Origin of the sequence: Muriicola sp. Z0-33, assembly GCF_026126425.1 — a bacterium.
Lineage (GTDB): Bacteria > Bacteroidota > Bacteroidia > Flavobacteriales > Flavobacteriaceae > JAFMPW01.
This window is the reverse complement of record NZ_JAFMPW010000018.1, coordinates 18,065-42,550: the sequence shown is the minus strand read 5'-3', so window position 1 is coordinate 42,550 and position 24,486 is coordinate 18,065. Positions and strand designations below refer to the sequence as shown.

26 protein-coding genes are annotated in these 24,486 nt (G+C 35.9%); 23 read left to right on the top strand and 3 right to left on the bottom strand.

The window, feature by feature from the left end:
- The first annotated feature begins 193 nt into the window (after positions 1 to 193).
- The 12 genes from J1G40_RS17140 to J1G40_RS17085 all read left to right on the top strand — a co-directional run bounded on the left by J1G40_RS17140 (position 194) and on the right by J1G40_RS17085 (position 11,435).
- On the top strand, positions 194 to 571 hold the full coding sequence (locus J1G40_RS17140; protein WP_265243889.1) for a DUF2200 domain-containing protein: 378 nt from the start codon (positions 194 to 196) through the stop codon (positions 569 to 571).
- Positions 572 to 616: 45 nt separating this feature from the next.
- Positions 617 to 1,633, top strand: coding sequence for an acetamidase/formamidase family protein (locus tag J1G40_RS17135; protein WP_265243888.1), 1,017 nt, complete (start codon positions 617 to 619; stop codon positions 1,631 to 1,633).
- A gap of 15 nt (positions 1,634 to 1,648) precedes the next feature.
- A complete protein-coding gene (locus J1G40_RS17130; protein WP_265243887.1) occupies positions 1,649 to 3,007 on the top strand; it encodes an NAD(P)/FAD-dependent oxidoreductase in 1,359 nt (452 codons plus the stop codon).
- Positions 3,008 to 3,074: 67 nt separating this feature from the next.
- Positions 3,075 to 3,668 (top strand): hypothetical protein, encoded by a 594-nt coding sequence (locus J1G40_RS17125; protein ID WP_265243886.1) that lies wholly within the window; start codon positions 3,075 to 3,077, stop codon positions 3,666 to 3,668.
- Between the two features lie 178 nt (positions 3,669 to 3,846).
- Positions 3,847 to 4,872, top strand: a complete 1,026-nt coding sequence (locus J1G40_RS17120) for an asparaginase (RefSeq protein WP_265243885.1) — start codon at positions 3,847 to 3,849, stop codon at positions 4,870 to 4,872.
- Between the two features lie 62 nt (positions 4,873 to 4,934).
- Positions 4,935 to 5,789: a helix-turn-helix transcriptional regulator gene (locus tag J1G40_RS17115; RefSeq protein ID WP_265243884.1), complete on the top strand. Its 855-nt coding sequence runs from the start codon at positions 4,935 to 4,937 to the stop codon at positions 5,787 to 5,789.
- Positions 5,790 to 5,890: 101 nt separating this feature from the next.
- Positions 5,891 to 6,283, top strand: coding sequence for a DUF5367 domain-containing protein (locus tag J1G40_RS17110; RefSeq protein ID WP_265243883.1), 393 nt, complete (start codon positions 5,891 to 5,893; stop codon positions 6,281 to 6,283).
- Between the two features lie 5 nt (positions 6,284 to 6,288).
- A complete protein-coding gene (locus J1G40_RS17105) occupies positions 6,289 to 6,792 on the top strand; it encodes a DUF1772 domain-containing protein (protein WP_265243882.1) in 504 nt (167 codons plus the stop codon).
- Positions 6,793 to 6,820: 28 nt separating this feature from the next.
- Positions 6,821 to 7,663 (top strand): NmrA family NAD(P)-binding protein, encoded by an 843-nt coding sequence (locus J1G40_RS17100; RefSeq protein ID WP_265243881.1) that lies wholly within the window; start codon positions 6,821 to 6,823, stop codon positions 7,661 to 7,663.
- 19 nt (positions 7,664 to 7,682) lie between these two features.
- Positions 7,683 to 8,606 carry a hypothetical protein gene (locus J1G40_RS17095; protein WP_265243880.1) on the top strand — a complete coding sequence of 308 codons (924 nt, stop codon included), beginning with the start codon at positions 7,683 to 7,685 and terminating at the stop codon, positions 8,604 to 8,606.
- 402 nt (positions 8,607 to 9,008) lie between these two features.
- The gene (locus J1G40_RS17090) at positions 9,009 to 10,259 is read left to right on the top strand and encodes a S41 family peptidase (RefSeq protein ID WP_265243879.1); all 1,251 of its coding nucleotides are present in this window, start codon (positions 9,009 to 9,011) and stop codon (positions 10,257 to 10,259) included.
- Positions 10,260 to 10,295: 36 nt separating this feature from the next.
- On the top strand, positions 10,296 to 11,435 hold the full coding sequence (locus J1G40_RS17085; RefSeq protein WP_265243878.1) for a phosphatidylserine decarboxylase: 1,140 nt from the start codon (positions 10,296 to 10,298) through the stop codon (positions 11,433 to 11,435).
- Between the two features lie 67 nt (positions 11,436 to 11,502).
- Here the strand turns inward: J1G40_RS17085 and J1G40_RS17080 are convergent, their stop codons facing one another.
- Entirely contained in the window at positions 11,503 to 12,900 is a 1,398-nt protein-coding gene (locus J1G40_RS17080; RefSeq protein ID WP_265243877.1) for a sodium:solute symporter family protein, read from the bottom strand.
- A gap of 159 nt (positions 12,901 to 13,059) precedes the next feature.
- Here J1G40_RS17080 and J1G40_RS17075 point away from each other — a divergent pair, with 159 nt between their 5' ends.
- The 3 genes from J1G40_RS17075 to J1G40_RS17065 all read left to right on the top strand — a co-directional run bounded on the left by J1G40_RS17075 (position 13,060) and on the right by J1G40_RS17065 (position 16,004).
- Positions 13,060 to 14,097 (top strand): acetylserotonin O-methyltransferase, encoded by a 1,038-nt coding sequence (locus tag J1G40_RS17075; protein ID WP_265243876.1) that lies wholly within the window; start codon positions 13,060 to 13,062, stop codon positions 14,095 to 14,097.
- Between the two features lie 82 nt (positions 14,098 to 14,179).
- Entirely contained in the window at positions 14,180 to 14,935 is a 756-nt protein-coding gene (locus J1G40_RS17070; protein WP_265243875.1) for a DUF6090 family protein, read from the top strand.
- A gap of 100 nt (positions 14,936 to 15,035) precedes the next feature.
- Positions 15,036 to 16,004, top strand: coding sequence for an alpha/beta fold hydrolase (locus J1G40_RS17065; RefSeq protein WP_265243874.1), 969 nt, complete (start codon positions 15,036 to 15,038; stop codon positions 16,002 to 16,004).
- Between the two features lie 89 nt (positions 16,005 to 16,093).
- Here the strand turns inward: J1G40_RS17065 and J1G40_RS17060 are convergent, their stop codons facing one another.
- Both J1G40_RS17060 and J1G40_RS17055 read right to left on the bottom strand, forming a co-directional pair.
- A complete protein-coding gene (locus J1G40_RS17060) occupies positions 16,094 to 16,792 on the bottom strand; it encodes a LytR/AlgR family response regulator transcription factor (RefSeq protein WP_265243873.1) in 699 nt (232 codons plus the stop codon).
- Positions 16,789 to 17,607, bottom strand: coding sequence for a sensor histidine kinase (locus tag J1G40_RS17055; protein WP_265243872.1), 819 nt, complete (start codon positions 17,605 to 17,607; stop codon positions 16,789 to 16,791). The genes J1G40_RS17060 and J1G40_RS17055 overlap by 4 nt, the downstream gene beginning before the upstream one ends.
- A 224-nt stretch (positions 17,608 to 17,831) precedes the next feature.
- On the opposite strand from J1G40_RS17055, the gene J1G40_RS17050 reads away from it, so the two are divergent.
- The 8 genes from J1G40_RS17050 (at position 17,832) to J1G40_RS17015 (ending at position 24,456) form a co-directional block, all read left to right on the top strand.
- Complete coding sequence (locus tag J1G40_RS17050; protein WP_265243871.1) at positions 17,832 to 19,004, top strand: metallophosphoesterase; 1,173 nt, start codon at positions 17,832 to 17,834, stop codon at positions 19,002 to 19,004.
- Positions 19,005 to 19,167: 163 nt separating this feature from the next.
- Positions 19,168 to 19,524, top strand: coding sequence for a bleomycin resistance protein (locus J1G40_RS17045; protein ID WP_265243870.1), 357 nt, complete (start codon positions 19,168 to 19,170; stop codon positions 19,522 to 19,524).
- Positions 19,525 to 19,665: 141 nt separating this feature from the next.
- Entirely contained in the window at positions 19,666 to 20,106 is a 441-nt protein-coding gene (locus tag J1G40_RS17040) for a DUF6326 family protein (protein WP_265243869.1), read from the top strand.
- Between the two features lie 157 nt (positions 20,107 to 20,263).
- Entirely contained in the window at positions 20,264 to 20,728 is a 465-nt protein-coding gene (locus tag J1G40_RS17035; RefSeq protein ID WP_265243868.1) for a hypothetical protein, read from the top strand.
- 58 nt (positions 20,729 to 20,786) lie between these two features.
- Entirely contained in the window at positions 20,787 to 21,128 is a 342-nt protein-coding gene (locus J1G40_RS17030; protein ID WP_265243867.1) for a zinc ribbon domain-containing protein YjdM, read from the top strand.
- A gap of 196 nt (positions 21,129 to 21,324) precedes the next feature.
- Positions 21,325 to 22,005: a DUF4386 domain-containing protein gene (locus J1G40_RS17025; RefSeq protein WP_265243866.1), complete on the top strand. Its 681-nt coding sequence runs from the start codon at positions 21,325 to 21,327 to the stop codon at positions 22,003 to 22,005.
- A gap of 57 nt (positions 22,006 to 22,062) precedes the next feature.
- Entirely contained in the window at positions 22,063 to 23,532 is a 1,470-nt protein-coding gene (locus J1G40_RS17020) for a S41 family peptidase (protein WP_265243865.1), read from the top strand.
- Between the two features lie 330 nt (positions 23,533 to 23,862).
- A complete protein-coding gene (locus J1G40_RS17015) occupies positions 23,863 to 24,456 on the top strand; it encodes a Crp/Fnr family transcriptional regulator (protein WP_265243864.1) in 594 nt (197 codons plus the stop codon).
- Positions 24,457 to 24,486: the final 30 nt, after the last annotated feature.

Genomic DNA, 24,486 nt, shown 5'->3' with positions numbered 1-24,486 from the left:
GAACAATTTCCGATTCAAACAAATATAATCAGGACAAGCCAACAGCTAGCAACGTGTATGGTGTATGCCAGCTGACATACACAAATAATTCCTATCTTCAATCTATGATTTTTTATGTAACTGATAAGTGCCTATTTGCTGTCACACATCATAAACAAACCGTTAGCACCAATTAATTCAAAATCAAATAAAAATGAAAGTTACGGCCGAAAAAAATGAAAAGCTTGCCAATATGGTATTTGCATCTATTTATCCACTTTACCTGAATAGACTGGAGAAAAATGGTAGAACAAAAGAAGAGTTCCATCAAGTAATAGAGTGGTTAACTGGTTTTGATGAGGATAAATTACAAACACTTATTGCAGAGAAAGTAACGTATAGAACGTTTTTTGAAAAAGCAAAAATCCATCCCAACGCACACATGATTAAAGGAGTTGTTTGTGGTTATCGAATTGAAGAAATAGAAGATGAATTTGAAGTGTATAAACAATGTAGACGTATGGAAAAGCTTATTGATGAATTGGCAAAAGGTCGTAAAATGGAGAAAATTTTGCGAGAAGAAAAAAAGTAGTAACTCCTGCTAACAATATATAAGCGGCATTAAAATAACACAACCATGATAAGAGTACTATATTTCCTGATTCTGATTTTAATATTTGGCTGTAAAGAAAAGGTCGATATTAATAGCTCAATAATTACAGCATCTATTCCTGAACCTGATTTCACAATTACAGTAGACAAAAATCATAATAAGTTCAGTAATTCAATTCCTTATCAAATTAAAGTTCCGGACGGCAGTATTATTGAAGCATTTACACAGGAAGCTACGGGCGGGCAATTGAACATAAATTCTACACTAGAAGATTTTGGAAAAGTAGATATGGATAAAGTCCACACATTGACCGGACCCATTTATATAGAGGGAGCGGAAGTTGGTGATGTCCTCGCAGTTGAGCTGTTAGATTTGGAACCCGGAGAATGGGGCTGGACAGGCATGGGGCCAGAATTTGGCTTTTTGGCAGGTGAAACAGAAGCTAGCGGCTTTAAAACTTATCAGCTAGACAATGAAAATAATCTTGTTCATTTTTCTGATAAAATAAGTATACCTATGAGACCATTCGCGGGAGTAATGGGCGTAGCTCCAAATACAGAAGAGATGCTAACTACTTTTCCGCCAAGAGCAAACGGTGGTAATATGGATGACCCAAATATGGTCAAAGGAGTAACCGTATATTTTCCTGTTTTCGTGAAAGGTGCATTATTTTCTATAGGTGATACGCATGCTGTGCAAGGCCTTGGAGAAGTAGTGGGGACAGCGGTAGAATGCGATATGAGAATACGATTTAAATTAAGTGTCATAAAAGATAAAAAAATCAAAGAACCACAGTACGAATCTAAAGACTATTACGCAACTACAGGGTTTGGAACAACAATAGATGAAGCTGCTAAAAAAGCGACACGGTATATGGTTGAACATATTTCAACGAATTATGAAATTTCCTGGGAAGAAGCATATATGCTTTGTTCTTTAATTGGAGATCTAAAGATTGCGGAAGTTGTAGATTTGCCAAATATGTTGGTGACCATGCATATTCCTAAAAGTGTTTTTGAAAAAGATAAACAAGAACAATAACCCCCCTACCCGAGTATGAAAAATCTTATTGTACTTCTAACCATTGTACTAACTATAACATCATGTGCTACTGAAGGAAAGATAGAAGATATTGTTGTAATTGGTGGCGGACTAATGGGAAGTTCAACGGCTTGGGAGCTATCAAAATATGGAAACGATGTCTTATTGATTGAACAACAAAACGCTGTTTACACTTTTGGATCAAGTTTTGGAGAAGCCCGAATTTCAAGAAGTCTTGGACCAAATGAAGATATTTTTTCATATCTGCAGCAAACCTCAGTCAGTGAAACCAAAAATTTAATTGATTACTTAAATAAAGGTGAAAAGCACGAACTGCACTCAATGGAGGATATCTATACCACTTCACCTGTAACTTACATATATTCTAAATCTCAATTAAAAGAAGTTGAAGCATTATTAGATGGCCAAACAGATAGGTATGAATATGCCTCAAATGTATTGGAAGCAGAGGAAAAATTTGGTATGAAAATTCCTGATACTACTATGGTCATTCGTGAATTTAAAGACTATTCAGGTACACTAAATCCAAAAGTATTAATTCAAAAGCTTCACAAGGCTATAAGAAAAGCTGGTAATAGAATAAACTACAATCAAAAAGTGACCGGCTTAAAAAAAGTGGATGGCATTTATAAAATTGAAATTACAAATACTCAGACAGGTTCATCCAAAACTGTTTTGAGCAAGAAAGTAGTTGCTGCAGCCGGACCATACAATGGAACTCTGGTAAAGGAAATTGCTCCTTATCTAACCAATTTGATAACCCCTAAACGACTATTTCTGTCGTTTATAAAAATAAATTCCGCAAAGTACAATGCCTTATCTATTGCCCAAAAAGAAAAATTAAAAGCATCTTATCCGGTTGCCTATTTAAATTCTGAAATTTTCTATTCGATGATTGAAAAATTTGATGAAGATGACATTCCTTTGTTAAAAACCGGAGCACATTTCTTACGGACAGATATTAGTGATTTAGATGAAGTTTGGAAATTAGAATTAACTACAGAGGAAATTCAATGGAGTAAAGAAAATACATTAAATTATTTAACTAAACTGGATTTACCCATAGCATTTGAGGATTTAGAATATGAAAGAGGTTATTCTTGTGTATACTCATTAACTCAATCAGAGGTGCCTTATGTAAGTAATGCTCTAGATAGCGATTTAGAAATTGATGCTGGGCTTATAATTGTTGGGGGAATGTCCGGAATTGGCGCAAAAGGCGCTTTAGCCTATGGTCTGTTTGCCGCAGACCTTGTTTTAAATAAAAAAAACAATTCATATATGTATCAAAAAGCTATGTCTGCTTTGGGTTCAGAGAGAATGATGAAAGACATTCAGAATATTGATAATTAATAGAATGGTCTGAACAAGCCGAAAAAAGACATTAAAGAGAAGTAGGTACATTCAAGATATTTTTCACATGAAATTTCAAAGTGTAATATTGTTATCACTTATACTTCTGGGTGCTTGCAATAGTCCAAAAAAATCTGATATTAACCAACAACCCACGCTGGCTGATTATCAGGTGGGTGAAAAATGGGTATGGAAATATAAAGGCGTAACTACGGCAGGCGAAGTACGTTCGGATGGAAAAGATACAAGAGAAATAATCAGTATTGATGGAATTTTGGGCATGACAATCGGAAATGATACCATTCCCGTTACTGACATAGTGAAGCCGGAAGAAAGCGAAACACCTAAGTACGACTGGCCTCTGGAAGTGGGTAAAAAGTGGAAATATGAGAACAATTGGACAAGTCAGGATGGCACTACGGGCAACCAAAGTCAGGATGCTGAGGTATTATCATATCAGGAAGAAACTGTAGAAGCTGGGACATTTATGGCCTACAAGATTAAATACACAGGTAAAATCACTAATTCCAGAGGATATAGCGCAAATGAAGAGGAGGTTTGGTTGTATGCTCCTGCAGTAAAAAACTTTATTATGCTTAATCAGACTCAGGGTGATTTTGTCTACGTAGAGGAACTAATTGAATATTCAAAACCTGAATAGCACTCCTATATCATTCAATTAGCCCCGAAAGTAGCAATACAAGGGCTGACAATGGCTATATGCTATTAAGAAATCAATAAGTACAACAATGTGTAAAGCGCTTACCTCATACGGGATGTTTCGACACCATACACTAATCGTTGGCAATCAATGTTAATTACTATAACATAGGTAACTCATGAAAAAAATTACATTTATAATCCTTCTACTTTTTTATTGGTCCGCCTCTCATTCCCAAGGCACTAATAAACCTCAAGTGCTTATTATCACTACTGGTGGCACAATAGCCAGCAAAACAAATGCTCCTTTAATTGAAGGACATGATCTTATACAAGCCGTCCCTGAACTAAGCAATTATGCAACTATTGAAGTTGATGAATTTATAAATATAGGATCTTCAAAGATGACCCCGTTAATTTGGCTTCAACTCGTGAAGCATATTAGGGAAGCCATAAATTCTAACCCGGAAATTACCTCGATAATTATCACGCATGGCACGGATACAATGGAAGAAACGGCCTTCTTTCTGAACCTGACACATCAAAGCAAAGTACCGATTGTTTTGGTGGGCTCAATGAGATCATCCAATGAAATCTCTGCTGATGGCCCAGCGAATTTAATCAACGCAGTCCGTGTGGGTATCTCTCCCGAAGCAATTGGCAGGGGGGTTATGGTAGTAATGAACGACAATATCAGCGCAGCTAGAGACTTATTGAAAATGAACAATAGAAGAGTCGATGCATTTCCCGCTACCGAACTTGGGTTCATTGGGTTTTGTGATCCGGAAAAAGTAACTTTTTATCGTTCCCCTATCAAACTTCATACTTTTGAATCTGAATTTAATGTTTATGACCTAGACAATTTACCTAAAGTAGATATAGTTCAGGATTTTGCCGGATTGGATTCAAAGATCCTTTCTTATTTCTTAAATAGATCAAACCAGGGGTTGGTAATAAGCTCTTTTGCCGGGGGTCGACTAAGCCAGGGTATTATTAGTGAGATAAACAATTTACCTGCAACTCATAAACCAATTGTAATTTCTTCCAGCATCAAAGGGAGCAGAATAATGGGATCTAATCCTCAGGAGACACCAATAATTATTGCCAATGATTTACCTTCAAATAAGGCAAGAATATTACTGATGTTATCTCTCACTATTACAAGTAAAATTGATGAAATTCAGGACTTCTTTAATAAATATTAAATTAGTGTGAATAAAAAAAGTAAAAAGCGATAACCGATAATGGCTAAAATTTACATCCTCTAATGACCCGAGATATTATAGATATCAATGACTTTACAATTTTAGTTGAGACGGCCATCTCCAAAGAAGTCATCAAAGACACCTGTAAATTTGATGAACCTGTTATTGCCGTAGCCTTTTATGGTTCTGGCAATGTTGATCTGGAAATGAGTTATCCCACCGGGAAACGGGAATTAAATTATACCAAAGGTCTGGCGCTCTCCTTTTTCGCGGATGAACATGTAGATTGTATTCATACCGTTTCAAAGGATAATCCACTGGAATGCATCGTTATTGCTACAGCTACCAGAAACTTGCAAAATCTTCCCAATCAGGAAGGAGAATTATTTTCAGAGCTGCTGGATAAACTGGTTAACCCCAAAGATCATTATGTTGAAGGTCCGAGCTTTTTTATGACTCCTGAAATGCATCAGGTGGTCGATAGCCTTTTCAACATTGAATACGAGGGTAAGACCAAATTGATGTTTTTTAGAAGTCAGATCACCACTTTATTGTCTCACTTCTTTGGGCAATTGGCATTAAATCATGCTCAGGGATTAAAATCAGTAGATAAAAAACGCCTGGAAATGGCAAAAGAGATTTTATCCAATAATCTTGATAACCCACCCTCATTAACTGAACTTTCCAAAGAGTTAGGCTTAAATACCACCAAACTTAAAAAAGAATTCAAAGAGGTATTCGGCCTTCCTGTTTTTAAATATCTTCAGAATGAACGACTAAAAACGGCTCATGGCCTCATCAGTAAAAAACAAGCCACCGTTCAGGAAGCTGCCTGGCATGTAGGCTACGATAGCTTAAGCTCTTTCTCTAACGCCTTCGCTAAAAAATTTGGATACCGGCCCAGCCAAATTAAATAGCTCGTCTTTTGAAACAAATAATGCTTCTTTTTGAATAAATAACCCTCCGGAGCATCCTCTAGTTTTGTCTTGTAATCAAAAAAATATAAGACATGAAAACTATGAGAGCAATTTTAATCGGTATTGGAATCTGGGTCCTGGCTGTAAGTTTCTATACACTTTCGTTTCAATTCCAAATACTGGAAGATCCAGAACAACAAGCAAATATGGTTTTGTTTACTATGGTCATGCCATTAGTATGGCTGGGATCTTTTATATACTACAAAAAGGAGCGCAATACTCATGGCTTTTTGGTGGGGAATATATTCTTGCTTATTGCGGCATTTTTAGATGCCGTAATTACCGTGCCTCTTTTTATTATTCCACACGGTGGAAATCATTATACCTTTTTTACTGATATAGGATTTTGGGTTATCGCTCTTGAATTGGTTGGGGTAGCCGTGCTCTACTACTATATCCGGGTTTATCCGAATACAAAAACGCTAAAAGCCTAATCGCAATGGAATTCAACTTAGAAACAATAGTGATACTCATAACTATTATTTTAACCGGGCTTACCGCAGGTCTGTGCTTTACCTGGACAAATGCTGTAACCCCTGGAATAGGACAATTGAACGATATGGCATTCCTACAAGCCTTTCAACAGATGAACAGGGCAATCATTAACCCGCTGTTTATGATAGTTTTCTTTGGGCCATTTATCAGCAATATGATCATCGTTTATCTTAAATATCAACAGCAAGATACATCGTTTTGGGTCTTTGTGGCGGCTGCGTCACTCTTTATTCTGGGAGTAACTATGGTAACCGTCTTTAGGAATGTTCCTTTAAACGAAATTCTTGACAAAACAGATTTGGCTTTAGCCTCTGCAGAAGAACTTAAGGCCCTTCGTCGAAAATTTGAAAACCCATGGAGGCATTGGCATTTGGTTAGAACATTAAGTTCTATTGCATCTTTCGTGCTACTCTTAATTGGACTTTTATTCACAAATCTAACATCATAAATATTCATAAACATTTAAAACTTAAATCATGAAACAAAACATTTTAGTTATTGGAGGAACCGGGAAAACCGGAAAACGAATTGTAAACTTATTAAACAACCTAGGTCACAATGTTAGGGTTGGGTCCAGAGGAGGAAGTCCGGCATTCGACTGGCATCAGCCTGAAGGATGGCCAGCAGCCGTTGAAGGAATAGACCGGATATATATCACCTACCAACCAGATTTGGCAGTACCTGGCGCCTTGGAAGCCATTGAACAACTGGTAAAAGTTGCCAAAAGAGCTAAAGTGAAAAAACTGGTATTACTTTCCGGGAAAGGAGAGAGAGAGGCTCAATTATGCGAGCAGGTGGTGATTCATTCTGGTTTAGATCATACCATTGTCAGAGCTAACTGGTTTAATCAGAATTTCAGCGAGAACTTTTTGCTCGAAGGAGTATTAGCAGGGCAGGTTGCCTTACCCTTTGCAGAAATGAAGATTCCATTTGTTGATGCCAATGATATTGCCGAAATTGCCGTAAAAGCATTAACAGAGGACCAACATAATGGTGAGATATATGAACTCACCGGATCTGAAACGCTGACATTTAAAGAAGCCGTACAGGTTATTTCCGATGTTACTGGAAGAGAAATCCAATTTACCGGTATAAGTATAGCAACTTATGTAACTGCATTGAAAGAACAGCAATTACCTGCAGATTTTATTTGGCTGATAGAGTATTTGTTCACAGAGGTTCTGGGAAATCCAGCTAATTCAGAAATCACCAATGATATTGAAAGAATTCTTAAACGAAAGCCGATTAGCTTTAAAGCGTATGCCACAAAAACTTTTAAAAGTGGAGTATGGAACATTGAAGTTCCGGAGAAAATCTAATAAAACAACATGTAATTGCATGAAACAATTAGTATTTACATTAGCCGTTTCCCTGATTGTATTCAGTGGTTGTCAACCAAAAGTACCGTCTAACTTAAGCCTGTTAGGTGAGGAGGTTCCAACTAATAAGGCGGTAGTTTTTGGTAAGGACATTGTTTCAACAGGGAATTTTGAATTTGCGATCACCTTTTCTCCGGAAATGGATGAGTTGTTCTTTACCAGAAGAAAACCAGAATTAGACAATGAAATCTATAGCATGAGACTGGTTAATGGTAAATGGACAGATCCAGAAGTGTTTTCTTTTAAGGCTGCCAAAGGCTGGGACTTTGAGCCTCATATTAGCCCAAAAGGCGATCGGCTTTATTTTGGAAGCACAAGGCCACTAAACGATACGCTAAAATCGTCCGGACTACATCAATGGTTTAGCAAAAAAACAGTTGCTGGTTGGAGCCAGCCCAAACCCCTGGGTAAACCTTTTTTGGACAGATCCGTTATCATGTATTTAACATCGTCCAAAAAAGGTAACCTGTATTTTACAACAGGTGAAAAAGGAGACAAACCTGAAGACTGGGTTATCTACAATTCCTTGTCAAGAAACGGGGAATACGATACCATTACGCGTATGGCAAAGGAAATCAACATTAAGGGCAAATACATTGCGCATTCTTTTGTTGATCCTGATGAAAACTATATGCTGTTTGATGGCGAAGCTACATCGGGATATGGCGACTGCGATATATATATAAGCTTCAAAAAAAATGGTAAATGGACCCCAGCAGTAAATTTAGGCCCTATGGTGAATACCGATGCCTGCGAAATGTGCCCTGGCGTATCACCAGATGGTAAATATTTGTTTTTTCACAGGGGAAATGATGAATCCGGGGATATTTATTGGATAAGTTTTGATGCTGTCAAAGAAAACTTATTGAAGCCTGCTGATTAAAATTAACGATAACCGGTGTCAATTAAGTAAAGCCGTATATAAATGACTATTGCCTCCACATGTTGATAATGAAAATGCAGCTGATCATTTACAGACCGGAATTGGACAAAAAGGATAGTTGCATTGAGTGGGTAACAATACGGCCCCTATACTTTAACAAATGAAGTCGAGATAACTGAATACGAAGTTTATTCTTCACCCACCAGACCTGCCATATCTAACCCAAAAAAACATGAAGAATGAATGTTGGACATTTTATGGCAGAACTAATTACAAATAATGCCATATGGAACCAGTGGAAAGGACAAATGCCTGTGATTCTGGACAAAATAGATTAGGTGAACAACTAATAAAAAGTGAAATTAGTCCACAGCAAAAAAGGAATAACAATACCAAAGTATTATGAACAGATTTTTCACAACTATACTAATTTTTCTAATTACCATTACTACATATTCACAATTAATAGACGTTGAAAGTTGGATAAAAGATATCGCTTTTTATAAAACCCATCTTGAACAGAACCATATTGACCTTTATTCTAAAATGAGTAAAGATGAATTTGAAGATGAGTTATCACAAATAAAATCAACTTTAAATAAGAAAAACGATTTAGGCGTTATCATTGATTTAATGCGATTAACGCGTAAAATTGGAGACGGGCATACTGCATTTTCCTTAAGAGGTTTTGAAACACATGTATTTCCAATAGAAATATATAAAGTAGACGAACAATGGCGCGTTATAAAAACAACCAATGATCACAAATCCCTTTTGGGTAAAATATTAACGAAAATTGATGGGAAATCAATAGGTGAAATCACAAATGAAGTCAGCAAAGTTGCACAGTATATTGAAAACAAACAATCTGAGGTTATCAGAACCGGCCAATATATGATGATATCCGAATTGTTATTTGGATTAGGGTTAACAGCTAATGAATTTAAAGCCAAATTTTCTTTTTTAGACGACAGTAATAATGAATCTGAAGTAGTCTTACAAGGGGTAAGTAACAAAGCGTATTATGAGCATACCGACTTCCAAACTTATAACATTGTAATTCCTGAAATTCAAAAACCAATAGATTCCAAACACGATTTCCTTTGGTTTAGTCCTATAAAAAACACAAAAGGAATTTATATCAAATTTGAGAGTTATCCTTCATTTGAAGAAATGGAAATGTTTGGAGAATCAGTTCTAAATTACATTAATGATAATCAGATTAAACAAGTCGTCATTGATTTAAGGAATAATGGAGGGGGAGATTTTTTTGTCGGAATTTTTCTCGCTTTTTATTTAAATTTAGCCGACAGTGTTGATTGGAAATCTGGTGTTTATGCCTTAACAGACAAAGTAACTTTCTCTGCAGCTACCAGCAATGCTTCACAATTTAGACAAATACTTAATGCAAAAATTGTGGGAGAACCTACTGGGTCTAACCCAACTGGTTATCAGGATATGGGACAATTTAGCCTTCCGAATTCCGGAATGGTTGTTACCTATTCCAAAAGGTTATTTAGATTTCAAGCTGATGTTACACAAGGAGTTCAGCCTGATAAATTAATTGAATATGAATGGGAAAGTTACTCTAAAGGAATAGATAATATAATGGAATGGGTTATTAGTGATATAAAAGAAAATAGTACTGACTAAAAAAAAACAAACGCTATCAATTACAAAACCATCTGTATGCTTAAAAACTTAGTTTGTCTTTTTACGATGCTGTTAATCGGGTTTAATTTATCGGCACAGGAGGATAGTCCGCCTGTTAAAAATCTAAAGGGCCTCTATGAGAACAACAAAGACTTAAGGAATACAATTAATTTAATGCTCAAGAATGTGCATGAACTACCTAATGGTACTCCAAATCCCTGGAAAGACAAAAGCATTGATGATTTATATGATTTTCTGAACGATTGGTTCTATTTTCTGCCCAACACCCATAATGGTTTAGATAGAATTCTAAAATTTACTTTTCTCTATTATAAGAATCCCGACGGCATGAAGTTCGTGCTATCTGAACCTGGTCTTAGTTGGGCCAACTATTTCATTGAAGAACGCGGAAAATTTATGGATAGCCCCGCCTCTGCAAAAATCATTGAGGAATGGTTATCTGATAATTCACTCCATAATGAGGACTTTGTTTTACCTGAAGAGGGCTTTAACTCATTCAATGAATTTTTCACACGCGACTTAAAGCCGGGTACGCGTTCAATCCATGATCCCACAGATGACGCTATTCTTGTATCACCGGCAGATGGAATTATAAATATGGTAGCCAATGAACTGGAATTAGAAACAGAAATACCAACAAAGGGAAGAATGACAATGAGTTTGAATTCACTACTTGACCATTCTAAATATGCTGAGAAATTTGTTGGCGGTTCGGCATTGGCCCTTTTCCTTATGCCAGACAATTATCATCACTACCACTCCCCTATAAGCGGGAAAATAGTAGAATCAAATGAAAATGTCGGAAACAGACTATTTGGAATGCCCGACATGCTGGATATGATCAACAATGGCAACCCAGGCTATAACAAAGACTATAGTGTCTTTGAAGATTTTAAACATGGGTATTTCATTATTGAAACAAGCAAATATGGTTTTATTGCAATGATTCCTATAGGCTTGCAAACAGTTGGTTCAGTTGTATTTGAAGATGACTACAAGGAAATTAATAACGAAAATCCAAAACAAATCTACAAGGGAGAAAAGCTAGGACATTTTAAATATGGAGGCTCTACTGTTTTATTAATTTTCGAAAAAGGTAAATTGAATTCAGTTACGGTTGAACAGGGACAAAGAATTGGAAAACTAAAAAACTGAGCATAACGGTTTTGTGTATCGCTTGTTGATGTACTATGGTTATTTTACCCCGGTATTTCCGCAGTATTTAATCCTTGCCGTTCCTTTTAGTTTTTAACTTAAAATAAAAGTCTGATAATAAATAAGCACCGAAACTAGATGAAATTCCTATAAAAATTGATGGGATTTCCGCACTTCCTAATACATCCCAACTCAACTTTGATAAAAATCCGGCAGACATGGATAAGACTGCAGATTGCCAATAATGCTTCTTTTTCGTTATGGCAAAAATTGTAACAGCGAGCATTACATTGGCGTAATAATCTAAAATAATCAAAGCAATTTCCAGAGCAGAATCCACAAAATTGGCGACTACGATGGCTACTAATCCTATAAAAATCGTAAATGCCTTGGAGTAAAATAGCTTTTTCTTGTTAGATGCCTTTGGTATGATACGTGGAATAATGTCCTGAGCAAAACTTACGCCGGCGTTATTCAAAAACGTATCCTGAGAGGACATTACAACTCCAATCATAGCTATAATAAATATGCCATAGAGAATACCAGGGAAATGATTTTGTGCAATGTGAAGAAGCACCTGATCATTATTGGCGATTTCCGGATACAGGTAGGCACCAGTAGTACCTATGAAAATCATAAGTACGGTCCATAGCACTATAAAAGCACCAGACCATATTGTAGCACTTTTTGCTACTTTATCATTTCTTGAGGCCAGATATCGACTAACAATTGGCGTATCGTATCCTGCAATGGTAAAGAAAACTAATAAAAGGCCTAATATCACCGAAATACTGCTCGACTCAAAAGCGATTTCAGTTTTCTCAATAGCAAATAGATTGTATTGCTCCCATGAAAAACCATCACTCATGACAATAAGTATTGCTAAAATGGGAATTAGAATTGCAAAATGAAGAAACTGGATAACATCGGTTTGAATCGTTGCCCTAATCCCTCCAAATAAAGAATACAACATAACTATTACTGTAATAATGACAATTGACCAGAATTTTGAAAATCCAAAAACATTATTGATCAATTCTCCACCGGCGTAACTCATGGCAACCACCAGGGCAGAAAGAGATAACAATACAATGGTTCCTGTCATGACTATAACTACAGGGTGATTGTGAGAAAGTTCCCCTCCAACAATATCACCAATAGAGTAACTACTGGTAAATTTCTTGCGAATTTTTGGTGTGAGATATATGGCAAAAATTATCATAGCAATTCCCATAATTGGTGCTATGAATGCCATAAACATACCATTGCTAAAGCCTTCTCGCGTTAGTCCCATTGTCCAGCCAGGTCCTAAATATGAAGCACAAATTGAGGCAAAAATCACAAACCTGCCTAAACCTCTTCCAGCTACAGAATACTCTTCAAAATCTCCTTTCCTTCTGGTATAAAGGATAAAGGCAAAATACAATACTCCAAAGAGAATAATAATTATTTGGTTATTGTTCATAGTAAACATCAATGGTTATTGGTTAGTCATAATGAAGTACGAAAAGGTGTATAAAAAGATAGCAGCTAAACGCCACAAGGCTTCATATACGAAGACGTTGTGGTTAATGTATGAAAAAAACGTAATTTGAGCTATCAATTAACCAAAAACAACCGCATCATGGACACTACTAATGGAAATCAAATTAACCCTTCTAAAATAATGCAAATTGGAATGGGGTTTTGGGCATCAAAAACTTTGCTTACAGCTGTTAATATGGGACTGTTTACCCATCTCGCCAATGGATCATTATCAGGAGAAGAAATTAAAAATAAACTAGGGCTAAATACAAGATCCCTATATGATTTTCTGGACACCTTAGTGGCATTAGGATTTTTGCAGCGTAACGGATTAAAAGAGAATGCGGTATATGGCAATTCAGAGGATTCGGACTTGTTTTTAGACAAAAACAAACCAAGCTACATTGGAGGCATTTTAGAAATGTCTAACAATAGGTTGTATCCTTTTTGGAATGATTTAGAAGCATGTCTGAAAACTGGCAAACCACAAAATGAGACTAAAAATGGAGGTAAGCCACTATTTGAAGCTATTTATGCAGATGAAGACAGGCTGAGGGAATTTATACACGGCATGGGGGGTGTACAAGCCGGGAACTTTATGAAACTGGCGCATGATTTTGATTTTTCGAAATATAATACACTTTGTGATGTTGGAGGCTCGGGTGCAAATCTTTCTATACATATTGCAAAAAACAACAATCATATGAAATGCATTTCTTTTGATCTTCCGCCCGTTGGTCCGGTTGCAAAGGAAAATGTGGAAGCCTTTGGTTTAAGTGATAGAATAGAGATTGGTTCAGGAGATTTTTTTACAGATGAACTACCTCAGGCAGACGTGCTTACCATGGGTAATATTCTTCATGATTGGGGTTATGAAGACAAATTAATGCTAATAAAAAAGGCTTATAATGCCTTACCGGAAGGAGGAGCACTTATTGTTATTGAAAATATTATTGATGATCAAAGAAATAAGAATGCTTTCGGATTAATGATGTCATTAAACATGGCTATCGAAACAGATCAGGGATTTGATTTTACAGCATCCGACTTCGATCAATGGGCGAAAGAAGCAGGGTTTAGTCAAACGAGTGTAATGCCGTTAACCGGCCCGTCAAGTGCCGTTATCGCTATCAAGTAAACCTTTTAAGTGAACAAGCCACACTGCCGCGCTGGTCAAAAACCCACCTCTTACCCCTCCGAAGAGGTGGAAAATTAAAACTATGATTAAGTTTTTTAGAAGAATAAGAAAGTCGCTACTATCTGAAGACAAATTCAGCAAGTACCTGCTTTATGCTATTGGGGAAATAGTGCTTGTGGTCATCGGAATTTTGATTGCACTATCAATTAACAATTGGAATGAAAATCGAAAAACCGACATAAGAATTAAAAACTCTTTGGTTGCGTTGAAAAGCGACTTAACACAAGACACTCTTTTAATCAGGGCAAGACTTCCATTCATTAATGAACAATATGATTTGAATGAATCTTTGAGAGCAAGAGTAGCAAGTTCTGGTGCAACCGTTGATACTTTAATTCAAATAATGAGATTTGAATTTAACCCCAACTGGGTTGTTCAAATTCCGTACAATACAAATACTTATAATAGTCTAATTCAAACAAGATTAATAGAAAATCTGTCTGACCCATTAAAAGCTAACATAAAGAATTTTTATAATGAGAAAACCTCGCTTATGACCCGAGTGGAAAAGACTACTAATGACTATCAAGGTAAGGTCACTTCTTATGTAAACTCGTATACCTTCGGAGTGACTGAAATACACGACCAGGGTCCATTGATTGATTCTCTTGTATGGAATAAAATTAATTACGGCCACCTTGCAGCCACATTTCAAGGCATAAGTAATTTTAAAAGAATTTTATTTACAGAAACTAAAGAAGAATTGGAGTTTTCTTTAAAAAATTCCAAATTCTTAATTGAACAAATTAACAGTTCGCTAAAACAGGATTACAACTGATAGAAAAAAATAACAGAAGCCTGCCTACCGCAGGCAGGCACAACTATATGTAAAATGCATCAAAGCTCATTTCACAGAAAACCTTGTAATTAATCAAATAATGATAAAATCAAAACGGAATAAGATTCTCAAAATTTCGGCAGTTTCCGCCCTATTGTTACTTTTAGGACTATTACTTGGTTTTATCTATATGAACAAAATTGTAAAGGGCTCAAATGCCGGAACCTTACCTCCAGGATATAGCCTTATTGAAGCAAATGGGTATGCATTCTCAACCAAAATAAGTGGGGACAAACAAGATATTCCAGTTATTCTGCTTCATGGGTTTCCTGAATCATCAGTAATATGGAAAAAATTGATGTCAGATTTAAATACAACCGGGTATTATACTATTGCCCCGGATCAAAGAGGATACAGTTATAAGGCAAGACCTGATGAAATTGCCGAATATCAAATTGCTCATTTAGCTAAAGATGTAATTGCAACAGCAGATGCCCTTGGAATTAATAAGTTTCATTTAATTGGACATGATTGGGGAAGCGGAGTAGGCTGGCAAATAGCATCAGATTATCCCGAGAGATTACGAAGCTTCACTTCCTTATCAGTTCCTCATTTAAAAGCCTTCTCTCGTGCCTATCAGGAAGATAGTCTACAGTATAATTCAAGTGAGTATATTAGAAATTTTCAGACCAAGAGAATTCCAGAATATATGCTAGCCAAAAACAACTATGAAGTGCTTAGGTCTATTTGGTCTGAACATGAAGAAGAAGAAATTACTTCTTATATAGATTTATTTAGCCAAACAAATGCATTGACATCTGCTATAAACTGGTACAGGGCAAATTATAATATGTTTTCTGAAGGGGTCAATACAGGAACAATTGATGTCCCTGTTCTTTTCGTCTGGGGAAATAAAGACAGCGCCTTAAGGCGATCGGGTGTTGAATGGACGCAAGATTACGTAAGCAATTATTATCGGTTTGTAGAATTAGATGCAGGTCACTGGCTAATTCAAGAATCTTATGAAGAGGTACAAAAAGAAATTCTATTGCATTTGGAAAAATTCTGATAGCTCTTTTTTATATAAAATTTATCAAACAACAGTATCTACTCCCAGAAAATAATTGCCGCAACCAGAGTAAATCTAATCTTTACACCCTACTTCAATAATTGAATAACATTTGTTTTAAAAGACTTGCCGATCGGAATAATATGGTCTGCAATAAATAGCCTGTTTCCTTCAATTTTATCAATATGTCTGGGAGCAACTGCAAATGATTTATGAACCTGGATAAAATACTCTGAAGAAAGTTTCTCTAACATATCTGAGATTTTCCCTCTGATTAATACACTGCTCTCTGTCATCACCACCTTAGAATAATTTCCTGCTGCCTCTACAAATTGAATGTCCTTAAGATTCACTTGTATATGCTTCTTATCACTATAAAGAAAAATATGCTCTGTTTTTGCATTATCCCTATCCTGCTTATTTGAAGGAATACTTTCACCTAGCTGAGTGGCTTTATTCACAGCTCTTAAAAAACGTTCAAAACTAAATGGTTTTAAAAGGTAATCTGTAATCTCCAATTCATAGCCTTCCAAAGCATGCTCTTTGTAAGCCGTAGTTACGATAACTTTAGGTGGATTTGGTAATGTTTTTAAGAAATCAAAGCCTTTAAGTTTTGGCATGTTTAAGTCCAAAAACATTAAATCCACAGTGTTTTCCCTTAAATAATCTAAAGCATCAAGAGCGTCATAGCAATGCTTCATTAATTGCATATGAGGTAACATATCACAATACCCTTTAACAATATCATGAGCCATATGCTCATCATCTACGATAAGATATTTAATCATTTTCGCAATTCTAATTGAGCTTTAAAAATAGATGTATCCCTTGTAAATATAAGACTATGCTTTTTTGGATATGCCAGCTCTAATCTTCGTTTTAAGTTTTTTAATCCTATACCTTTTACTTTAGGAAGTTCGTCTGTATCGAAATTATTTTCTATTTCAAATGTAATACCACTCATCTCACTTTTTAAATTGATGTGGACAAAAGCACTTTCTCTTAAATTCTCAACCCCGTGCTTAAAGGCATTCTCTAATAGGATAATAAACATAAGAGGCATTACTTTGGTATGCTCATCTTCAACTTCATGATTAAAAAGAATATCAATCTGTTTGTGATATCGCATTTTATGCAATTCAATATAATTCTTCAGGTAAGTAATTTCTTCTTCAAGTGTTACCGAACTTTTCTCGCCCTCATAAATACTATATCGCATTAAATCTGAAAGTTTTAAAATAAGATCTTTGGACTTTTCGATATCCTTATCCACCATCCCATACAAATTGTTAAGCATGTTAAAAAAGAAATGCGGGTTTACCTGACTTTGCAAATGCAACAACTCGTTTTTTCTGTTTTCATTTTTTAATTTCAAAACAGCCTTTAGTTGAATAACCACCCAAATAACACCGGCAAGAAGAAGAATAGCATAGTAAATCAATACAATTATTGCAACAGCCGGATGAAAATCTCCAAGAAACAGAACAGAATCTTTACCAAGTATAACTAACTCATATATAGTTATTCCTAAAGGAATTGCTATAGTTATGAAGACTATAATTTTAGCTAAAAACCAGTTGTTACGTTTTAAAATTGAAATCATACCGCAAAGTAAAGAGAATATAAAAAACAGCTCATAAAAAGTGATGAAAGGCCTGTTTTTAGGTTTGAAAATCAATAAAAGCCCGAAATAATTCCTTTAGCTGTTTTTTGGAAGATACATCACCACTACTTCATGGTTCATCACAAAAATTAAGTTGTCAACTATCTTAAAAATACATTTGCTGCGATCAAAAAAAACGAACATCACTTATAAAATCAATTTAAATGAAAAAAAGGATATTCAGATACTTAAAACATCTAATCGCAACCGTTTTAATAATTGGAACAGCAGCTATTTTATTTGGGCTTTACCACGGAGCAAGTGCACATTATGGAGACCATCCCTTAATGTATAAAATAGACAAAGAAGGCCCTTATGTTTTTTACCAAAATGATAGCACTTTAAATATAAATTATGTGAAAGGAAACAGAGATGATGGATTTTATGTTGATAAAAAGGAATATGCGGTTAATTCAGAAATCATGGTAAAAAGTTATTTTCAAATAGATTCCACCAGCTTTGATTTTAAAATAGATTCAGATATTAAAACCCCCCAAGTAACCTATAATGATGGCAACCCTATTATAGCAATTTCAGATATTGAAGGCAGTTACAAAACATTCAGAGATTTTCTAATAAGCAATAAAGTCATTGATAGCAATCTAAACTGGACATTTGGAAAAGGCCATTTAGTGTTGGTTGGTGATTTTGTAGATAGAGGTTGGTCTGTAACGCAAGTACTGTGGTTTATCTATAAATTAGAACAAGAAGCGGCAAAACAAGGAGGGGTTGTACATTTTATTATCGGAAATCACGAACTAAAAAATATGCAAGGTGATTATAAGGCTTCAGCTGACAAGTACCTTGCCGTGGCCAACATTTTAGGAAAAGTACAAAGCGATTTATATAATCGAAACTCCTTTTTAGGCAAATGGCTCGCAAGTAAAAATGCAATAGAACTCATTAATGGGAACCTTTTTGCCCACGGAGGAATTCATCCTGAAGTAGCCGATTCTGGCTTAAGCCTGGATAAAGTCAATCAGATTATTCGAAGCGCCTACTACAAACCGTATTATCCTAAAACAGAAAAATCGGTTGAGAATTTATTAAAATCAACAAAGAAAGGTATTTGTTGGTATCGAGGCTATTTTAAAGAGGATCTAAGCCAGGAACAGGTAGAGCTTGGGATCAATAAATTTAATGCCAGGACAATTGTAGTTGGTCATACACTTCAATCAAAAGTGAACAGGCAATACAACGGAAAAGTTATTGGAATTGATGTTAAACATCCAAAGGATTATCAAAAACATTGGCCTTTCGGAAAAACCGAAGGCCTGCTTATTGAAGGAGATAGCTACTATAGAGTTTTGAGTAATGGAGAAAAGGAAGAAATGTAACAGTTGCTAACAAACAGCATTAAACCAGCGGAACGGCACATGTCATCATGGCTTGTGCTTTTTTTGTAGTTTTATATTAACTTGAAAACAGCGCTTACTAACCGCTACTTTTCAAATTGCGTGCTCTTGGCACCGTTTAATAAAAACTAAAATGTGGAATTATATGCTCACAGACATCCATCCCAAATTACCAATGCGAGACAAAAGTGTTACCCGGGAGTATTACTCCACCAGATTAGGATTTAAGGTATTTGGAAATGCCGACTATGACGGTTACCTGATGATGGAAAAAGACCAGATTCAAATTCATTTCTTTGAATTTAAAGCTCTTGAACCCAAAGAGAATTACGGACAAGTGTATATTAGAACCAACAATATCGACGAATTTTACAACTCGCTATTGGCAAAAGAGACAGCAATTCATCCGAATGGAAAATTGGAAACCAAACCCTGGGGACAAAAGGAATTTTCGCTTCTAGACCCTGACAGCAACCTTTTGACATTCGGCCAAAATATATAGAAAAAAAAGCGTTTCCAGCTAAGCCTGCCATTGGTTGACTACAGAATATACGCTTAACACTTATCTGCAATTTGAGCACCACTGTAACGACTCCGCCCGTTGTTCGTCTTAGTTGAACACCAAGTAATAAAGTAAACAAATATGAGCATCCAAAAGACCGGTCCAAAATCCCTGACCAATTTCAAAATAAACGTAAAAATTAAACTGGCATTTCTTTGGACCTCCCTGATGTTTCTATACATATATGCCGACTATTTTCGGCTAATGACCCCTGGGAAATTAGAGAAAATGATGAAGCTACAAACTCCAATGGGACCAACATCTCCAGGGCTTTTGGTGATTTTTTCTGTGATTTTAATAATTCCGGCCTTGATGATATTTCTTTCTATTTTTCTAAAACCACAACTCAATAAGTGGTTGAACATCGTTATTGCCTTCATTTATGCCTGTATTTCCATACTGATTATAGTTTCTGGTTTTGGCAATGAATGGCAGACATTCTTTATAATATTTAACGTCCTTGAAATTCTGGTCTTTGCAATAATTATATCCCAAGCCTGGAAGTGGCCGAGAACGGAATAATCTTAAAAAGCAGATAACAAATGCTATAATTCAGTTTTCCCCTTGGACTACCTTAAATTTCTTACTTTTAAACTGCTCAATTTCAAATCCGAGTCTAGCGAACAGCACACGCAAATTATGGCCTATCCGTTGGGTGTAATTAAAAAACAATAATCTAATGGCGCCACTTATACTACTAATAGCCAGTTTTGGAATTACCTTGGCAATAAACAAATTGCTTCTTAATAGACGATTGCATTTGTCTTTTATTGGGAGATTATCTTTAGCCATCATGCTGTTATTTACAGGTATAGCCCATTTCACTAGTGCCGAACTGATGATTCAGATGCTTCCCGAGTTTGTTCCTTTTAAAAAAGAAACTGTATATCTAACGGGTATTATTGAAATTACGGCTTCAATTGGGCTGTTAACCAAACAGCGCTCAAAACTAACCAGTATCATGTTAGTGCTATTCTTTCTTGCCATATTACCTGCAAACATCATAGGAAGCATAAGAGAAGTAAAATTAGGTGGAATGGAGAATGGTGTAAACTATCTGTATTTTAGAATACCCCTACAGCTGTTGTTTATTATCTGGGCGTATTACTTTGGTATTAAAATAAATAAAACTACGCCTAACTAAGTCTAAACTGCATTAAAACGCAGTTTTGCAAATCGGCGGTAGCAATTAAAATAATAATATGTCTGACGAAATGAAACCCTGCCCAAATTGTGACTCCCCTTATGGATACGCATTAGGGAATGAAATATATGCCTGTCCTGAATGTTACCATGAATGGAATCCGAATGAAAATACAGAAGTTGAAACCCCAAAAATTTTAGATGCTAACGGGAATCAGTTAAATGATGGCGATTCGGTAATTGTTATCAAAGACCTTCCGGTAAAAGGTGCTTCAAAACCAATTAAGGCAGGTACAAAAGTGAAAAATATTCGGCTCACCGATGGCGACCATAACATTGATTGCAAAGTGGATGGTTTTGGATCAATGGGTCTGAAATCTGCATTTGTAAGAAGGGCATAAACAATTCAAAAAAACTGCCGTTTACAATGCCTGCCCCCATTATTTACGCACTACAGACCTAAATTAATAACCCATCAGGAATACTTATCTTTAGCTCGAAAGTTCGGCTACTGGCCCCGCTAAGCCTGCCATTGAAAGCAAGGGTATTAGGAGGTCTGTTATCAACGATTAATAAAAGAACCAACAAATAAAAACTATGACCGTAAATGACGAACAAAGTAGATTAGTAACTATAGCCAGAACTTCCGGCATCTGGTATTTATGTTTGGCCGTTTCCGGCATTTTAGGATTTATGGTATACCATTCTCAGGTTTACGATGCCGATCCCCAACAAACAGTGACCAATTTGGTTGAGGGTATAACCAAGGCTCGCCTTCGTTTACTATTAGAATTTATGATAATTGTCTCACAGGCACTTACCGCTATCTGGTTTTACAGGTTATTCAGGAATATTAATGAGTGGGCCGCTCTGGCCACCGCCATATGGGGGACAGTTAATGCCATTGCCATTATGGTGAGTGCCATCTCTATGGGGAGCGCCATTAAAATTGCCCAGTCTTCCCAGCTAATGGAAGATAAAATAGTGCTAATAGATCTATTGACTAGTCTGATATCAAATGCCTGGAGCGTTGGCGGTCTTTTCTTTGGGCTCTGGCTTATACCTTTGGGATACATCATTACCAGCTCCGGGAGAATGCCTGTTTGGTTGGGCAGAACTTTAATACTTGGCGGTATTGGTTATTTGGCAAGTACCACAATCAGCTATGCAGGTGTTTCAGGCTCATGGGTAGGCAGCCTTACCATACCCGCTACAATAGGAGAGTTCTGGATGATAGGCTATTTATTAATTTTTGGCATACGGCCGGTAAATAAATAAGCTGAACTATAACCACCGGGAAAAAAATAAACCGATAGTAACCATTAAAAAAGACCAATGAAACAAATACTTTTAATTTTGATCTTAATCCCTTTGGGGCTGTATAGTCAGGAATGTGATTGTGAAGCAACTTTTAATTGGACAAAAAAAACCTTTGAAGAAAATGATGCCGGGTACCAGTATATAATAGATACCAAAGGACAACGCGCATATACTTTGCACAACCAGTCTTTTATTAATAAAGTAAAAGAAAGTAAAGACACCGAAGAATGCGGGCAATTATTGAATGAATGGTTAAGGTTCTTCAGAAGCGGGCATATAGGTCTGGAATATATTGGCCTGTCTGCTAACAACTTAAATAATACTGCTTCTGGGGAGGCTGATGATGATTTAAATGCCTGGGAAACTTTTTCTATTGATCAGAACAAATTTAAAGAGTATCTAGAACAAAAATCTGTTCATGATTATGAGGGCATATGGCAATTTGGAGGCTACAAAATAGGGATTAAAAAAGAGGGGGCAACTTATATCGGCTTCATCATCGATGCAAAAACCAACTTATGGAAAAAAGAACAGGTGAAGCTAAAAATATTTGAACAAGATGGTAAAACTTCTTCTATTTTCTATATGCTGAACCGTTCTGAGGTAACTTCTGATAATGTATCCCTTTATGGAAAAAATAATCTTGAAATTGGAGATATACGTCTTTCAAGGATTTATCCGAAACTCCAGGATAATTCTCCCTATCGGCTTGCATTTAATGCGTTAAATACCCGCTTGCCATTTATGGAGCAAATTAATGAGACGACGCTCTATTTTAGAATTCCGTCCTTTACCGGAACCCCCGAGAAAATGGCGATAGACAGCGTAATAGAACATAATAAAGAGAAAATTCTAAGTACAGAGAATCTAATAATCGATATAAGAAATGGCACCGGTGGTTCTGATGAAGGCTATTATGAAATTTTGCCCTTGATCTATACCAACCCGATAAGAACTCCAAGTTTTCATTTTTATTCTACTCCTTTAAACAATAAAAGGTGGTTAGATTTTATAGCATATACCGGCATGGCTCAGGAATTTGATATGCGGTTTTCGCAGGAAGAAAAAGTAAGACTTAGGAAAGAGTATGATACCTTATCCAGGCATATTGGTGAATTTGTAAGTTTTGATACAACCGCAGTTACAGTCAGAACATATGACCAGGTTTATCCTTTCCCAAAGCAAGTTGGAATTATTCACAATCATAGGAACGGTAGTACAGACGAACAATTTTTGTTAGACGCTATGCAGAGTAAGAAGGTAAAACTATTTGGAAGAACTACCATGGGGGCGTTAGACTTTTCTAACATGAACAGGGTAAGCTCCCCATGTAATAATTTCAGACTCTGGTACACCCTATCTAAAAGCGGTAGAATTCCAAATATGGCGATAGATGGTATTGGCATTCAACCAGATTATTATATTGATGAGCAGGTCCCTGAATACGAATGGATAAATTTTGTTACTAAAATTTTAAACCAATAAAACCCTTGGATAACAGAAAGTGGAATACCTATGGGCTATAAATCTTAGTGCTTCTTTTGCACCATATGTTAGGAATAATCCTGGAAAATGGCTAATAAAAAAAGGCAACTAACTCAAACTAAATCCTGGAATAATCATTTACGTAAAATAGGCAAGCTTATTTTAAGGAATACCATTCCAAGTTCAAAATAGCAAGTGTTAGCAAACTATAAGTCGCGGCGCTTAAGGTTGCAAAAATAGAAGGTAGAGGGCTCATTTCAATTGATATATAACTCTCTTTGTTATTTAATATTAATACTTTAAATTAAATTCATTGAAACTAAGCGTGAATTGAACTACAAAGAATCACATACTCTAATACTTAATAATATAGCAAGGTTTATTGATTTAACTGAGCTAGAAAAACAAAAATACCTCTCATTACTTACAGAAATAAAAGTTAAAAAGAAGGCATTCTTAATGCAGGCAGGTGATATTGCCAAATATGAGTATTTTATAACAAAAGGATGCTTAAAGGTGTATACCTTAGATGAAGATGGTGCACCTCACATATCCATGTTCGCTGTGGAGGACTATTGGACAGGAGACATGGCTAGTTTTATGACCAAAGAACCAACACATTATTTTATTAAGGCTACGGAGCATTCGGAATTATTAGGTATCTCCAGGGCCAATTATGATTTACTATTTCAAGAAATACCAAAATTCGAAAGATTTTATCGGATACTTTATCAGAGGTCGCTTGTAAGTTACATAAGGCGTTCTAATCATGGCATATCCTTAAACGCGGAGGAAAGATATATCGCGTTCAAAAAGAAATACCCAAAAATTACCAATAGAATTACCCAAAAGGACTTAGCAGCTTATATTGGTATTACGCCAGAATTTATGAGTAAGATTATTTCTAAAGTCAATAGAATGTAAAAGTCTTAAACTAGTTCATTTTTTTTCATG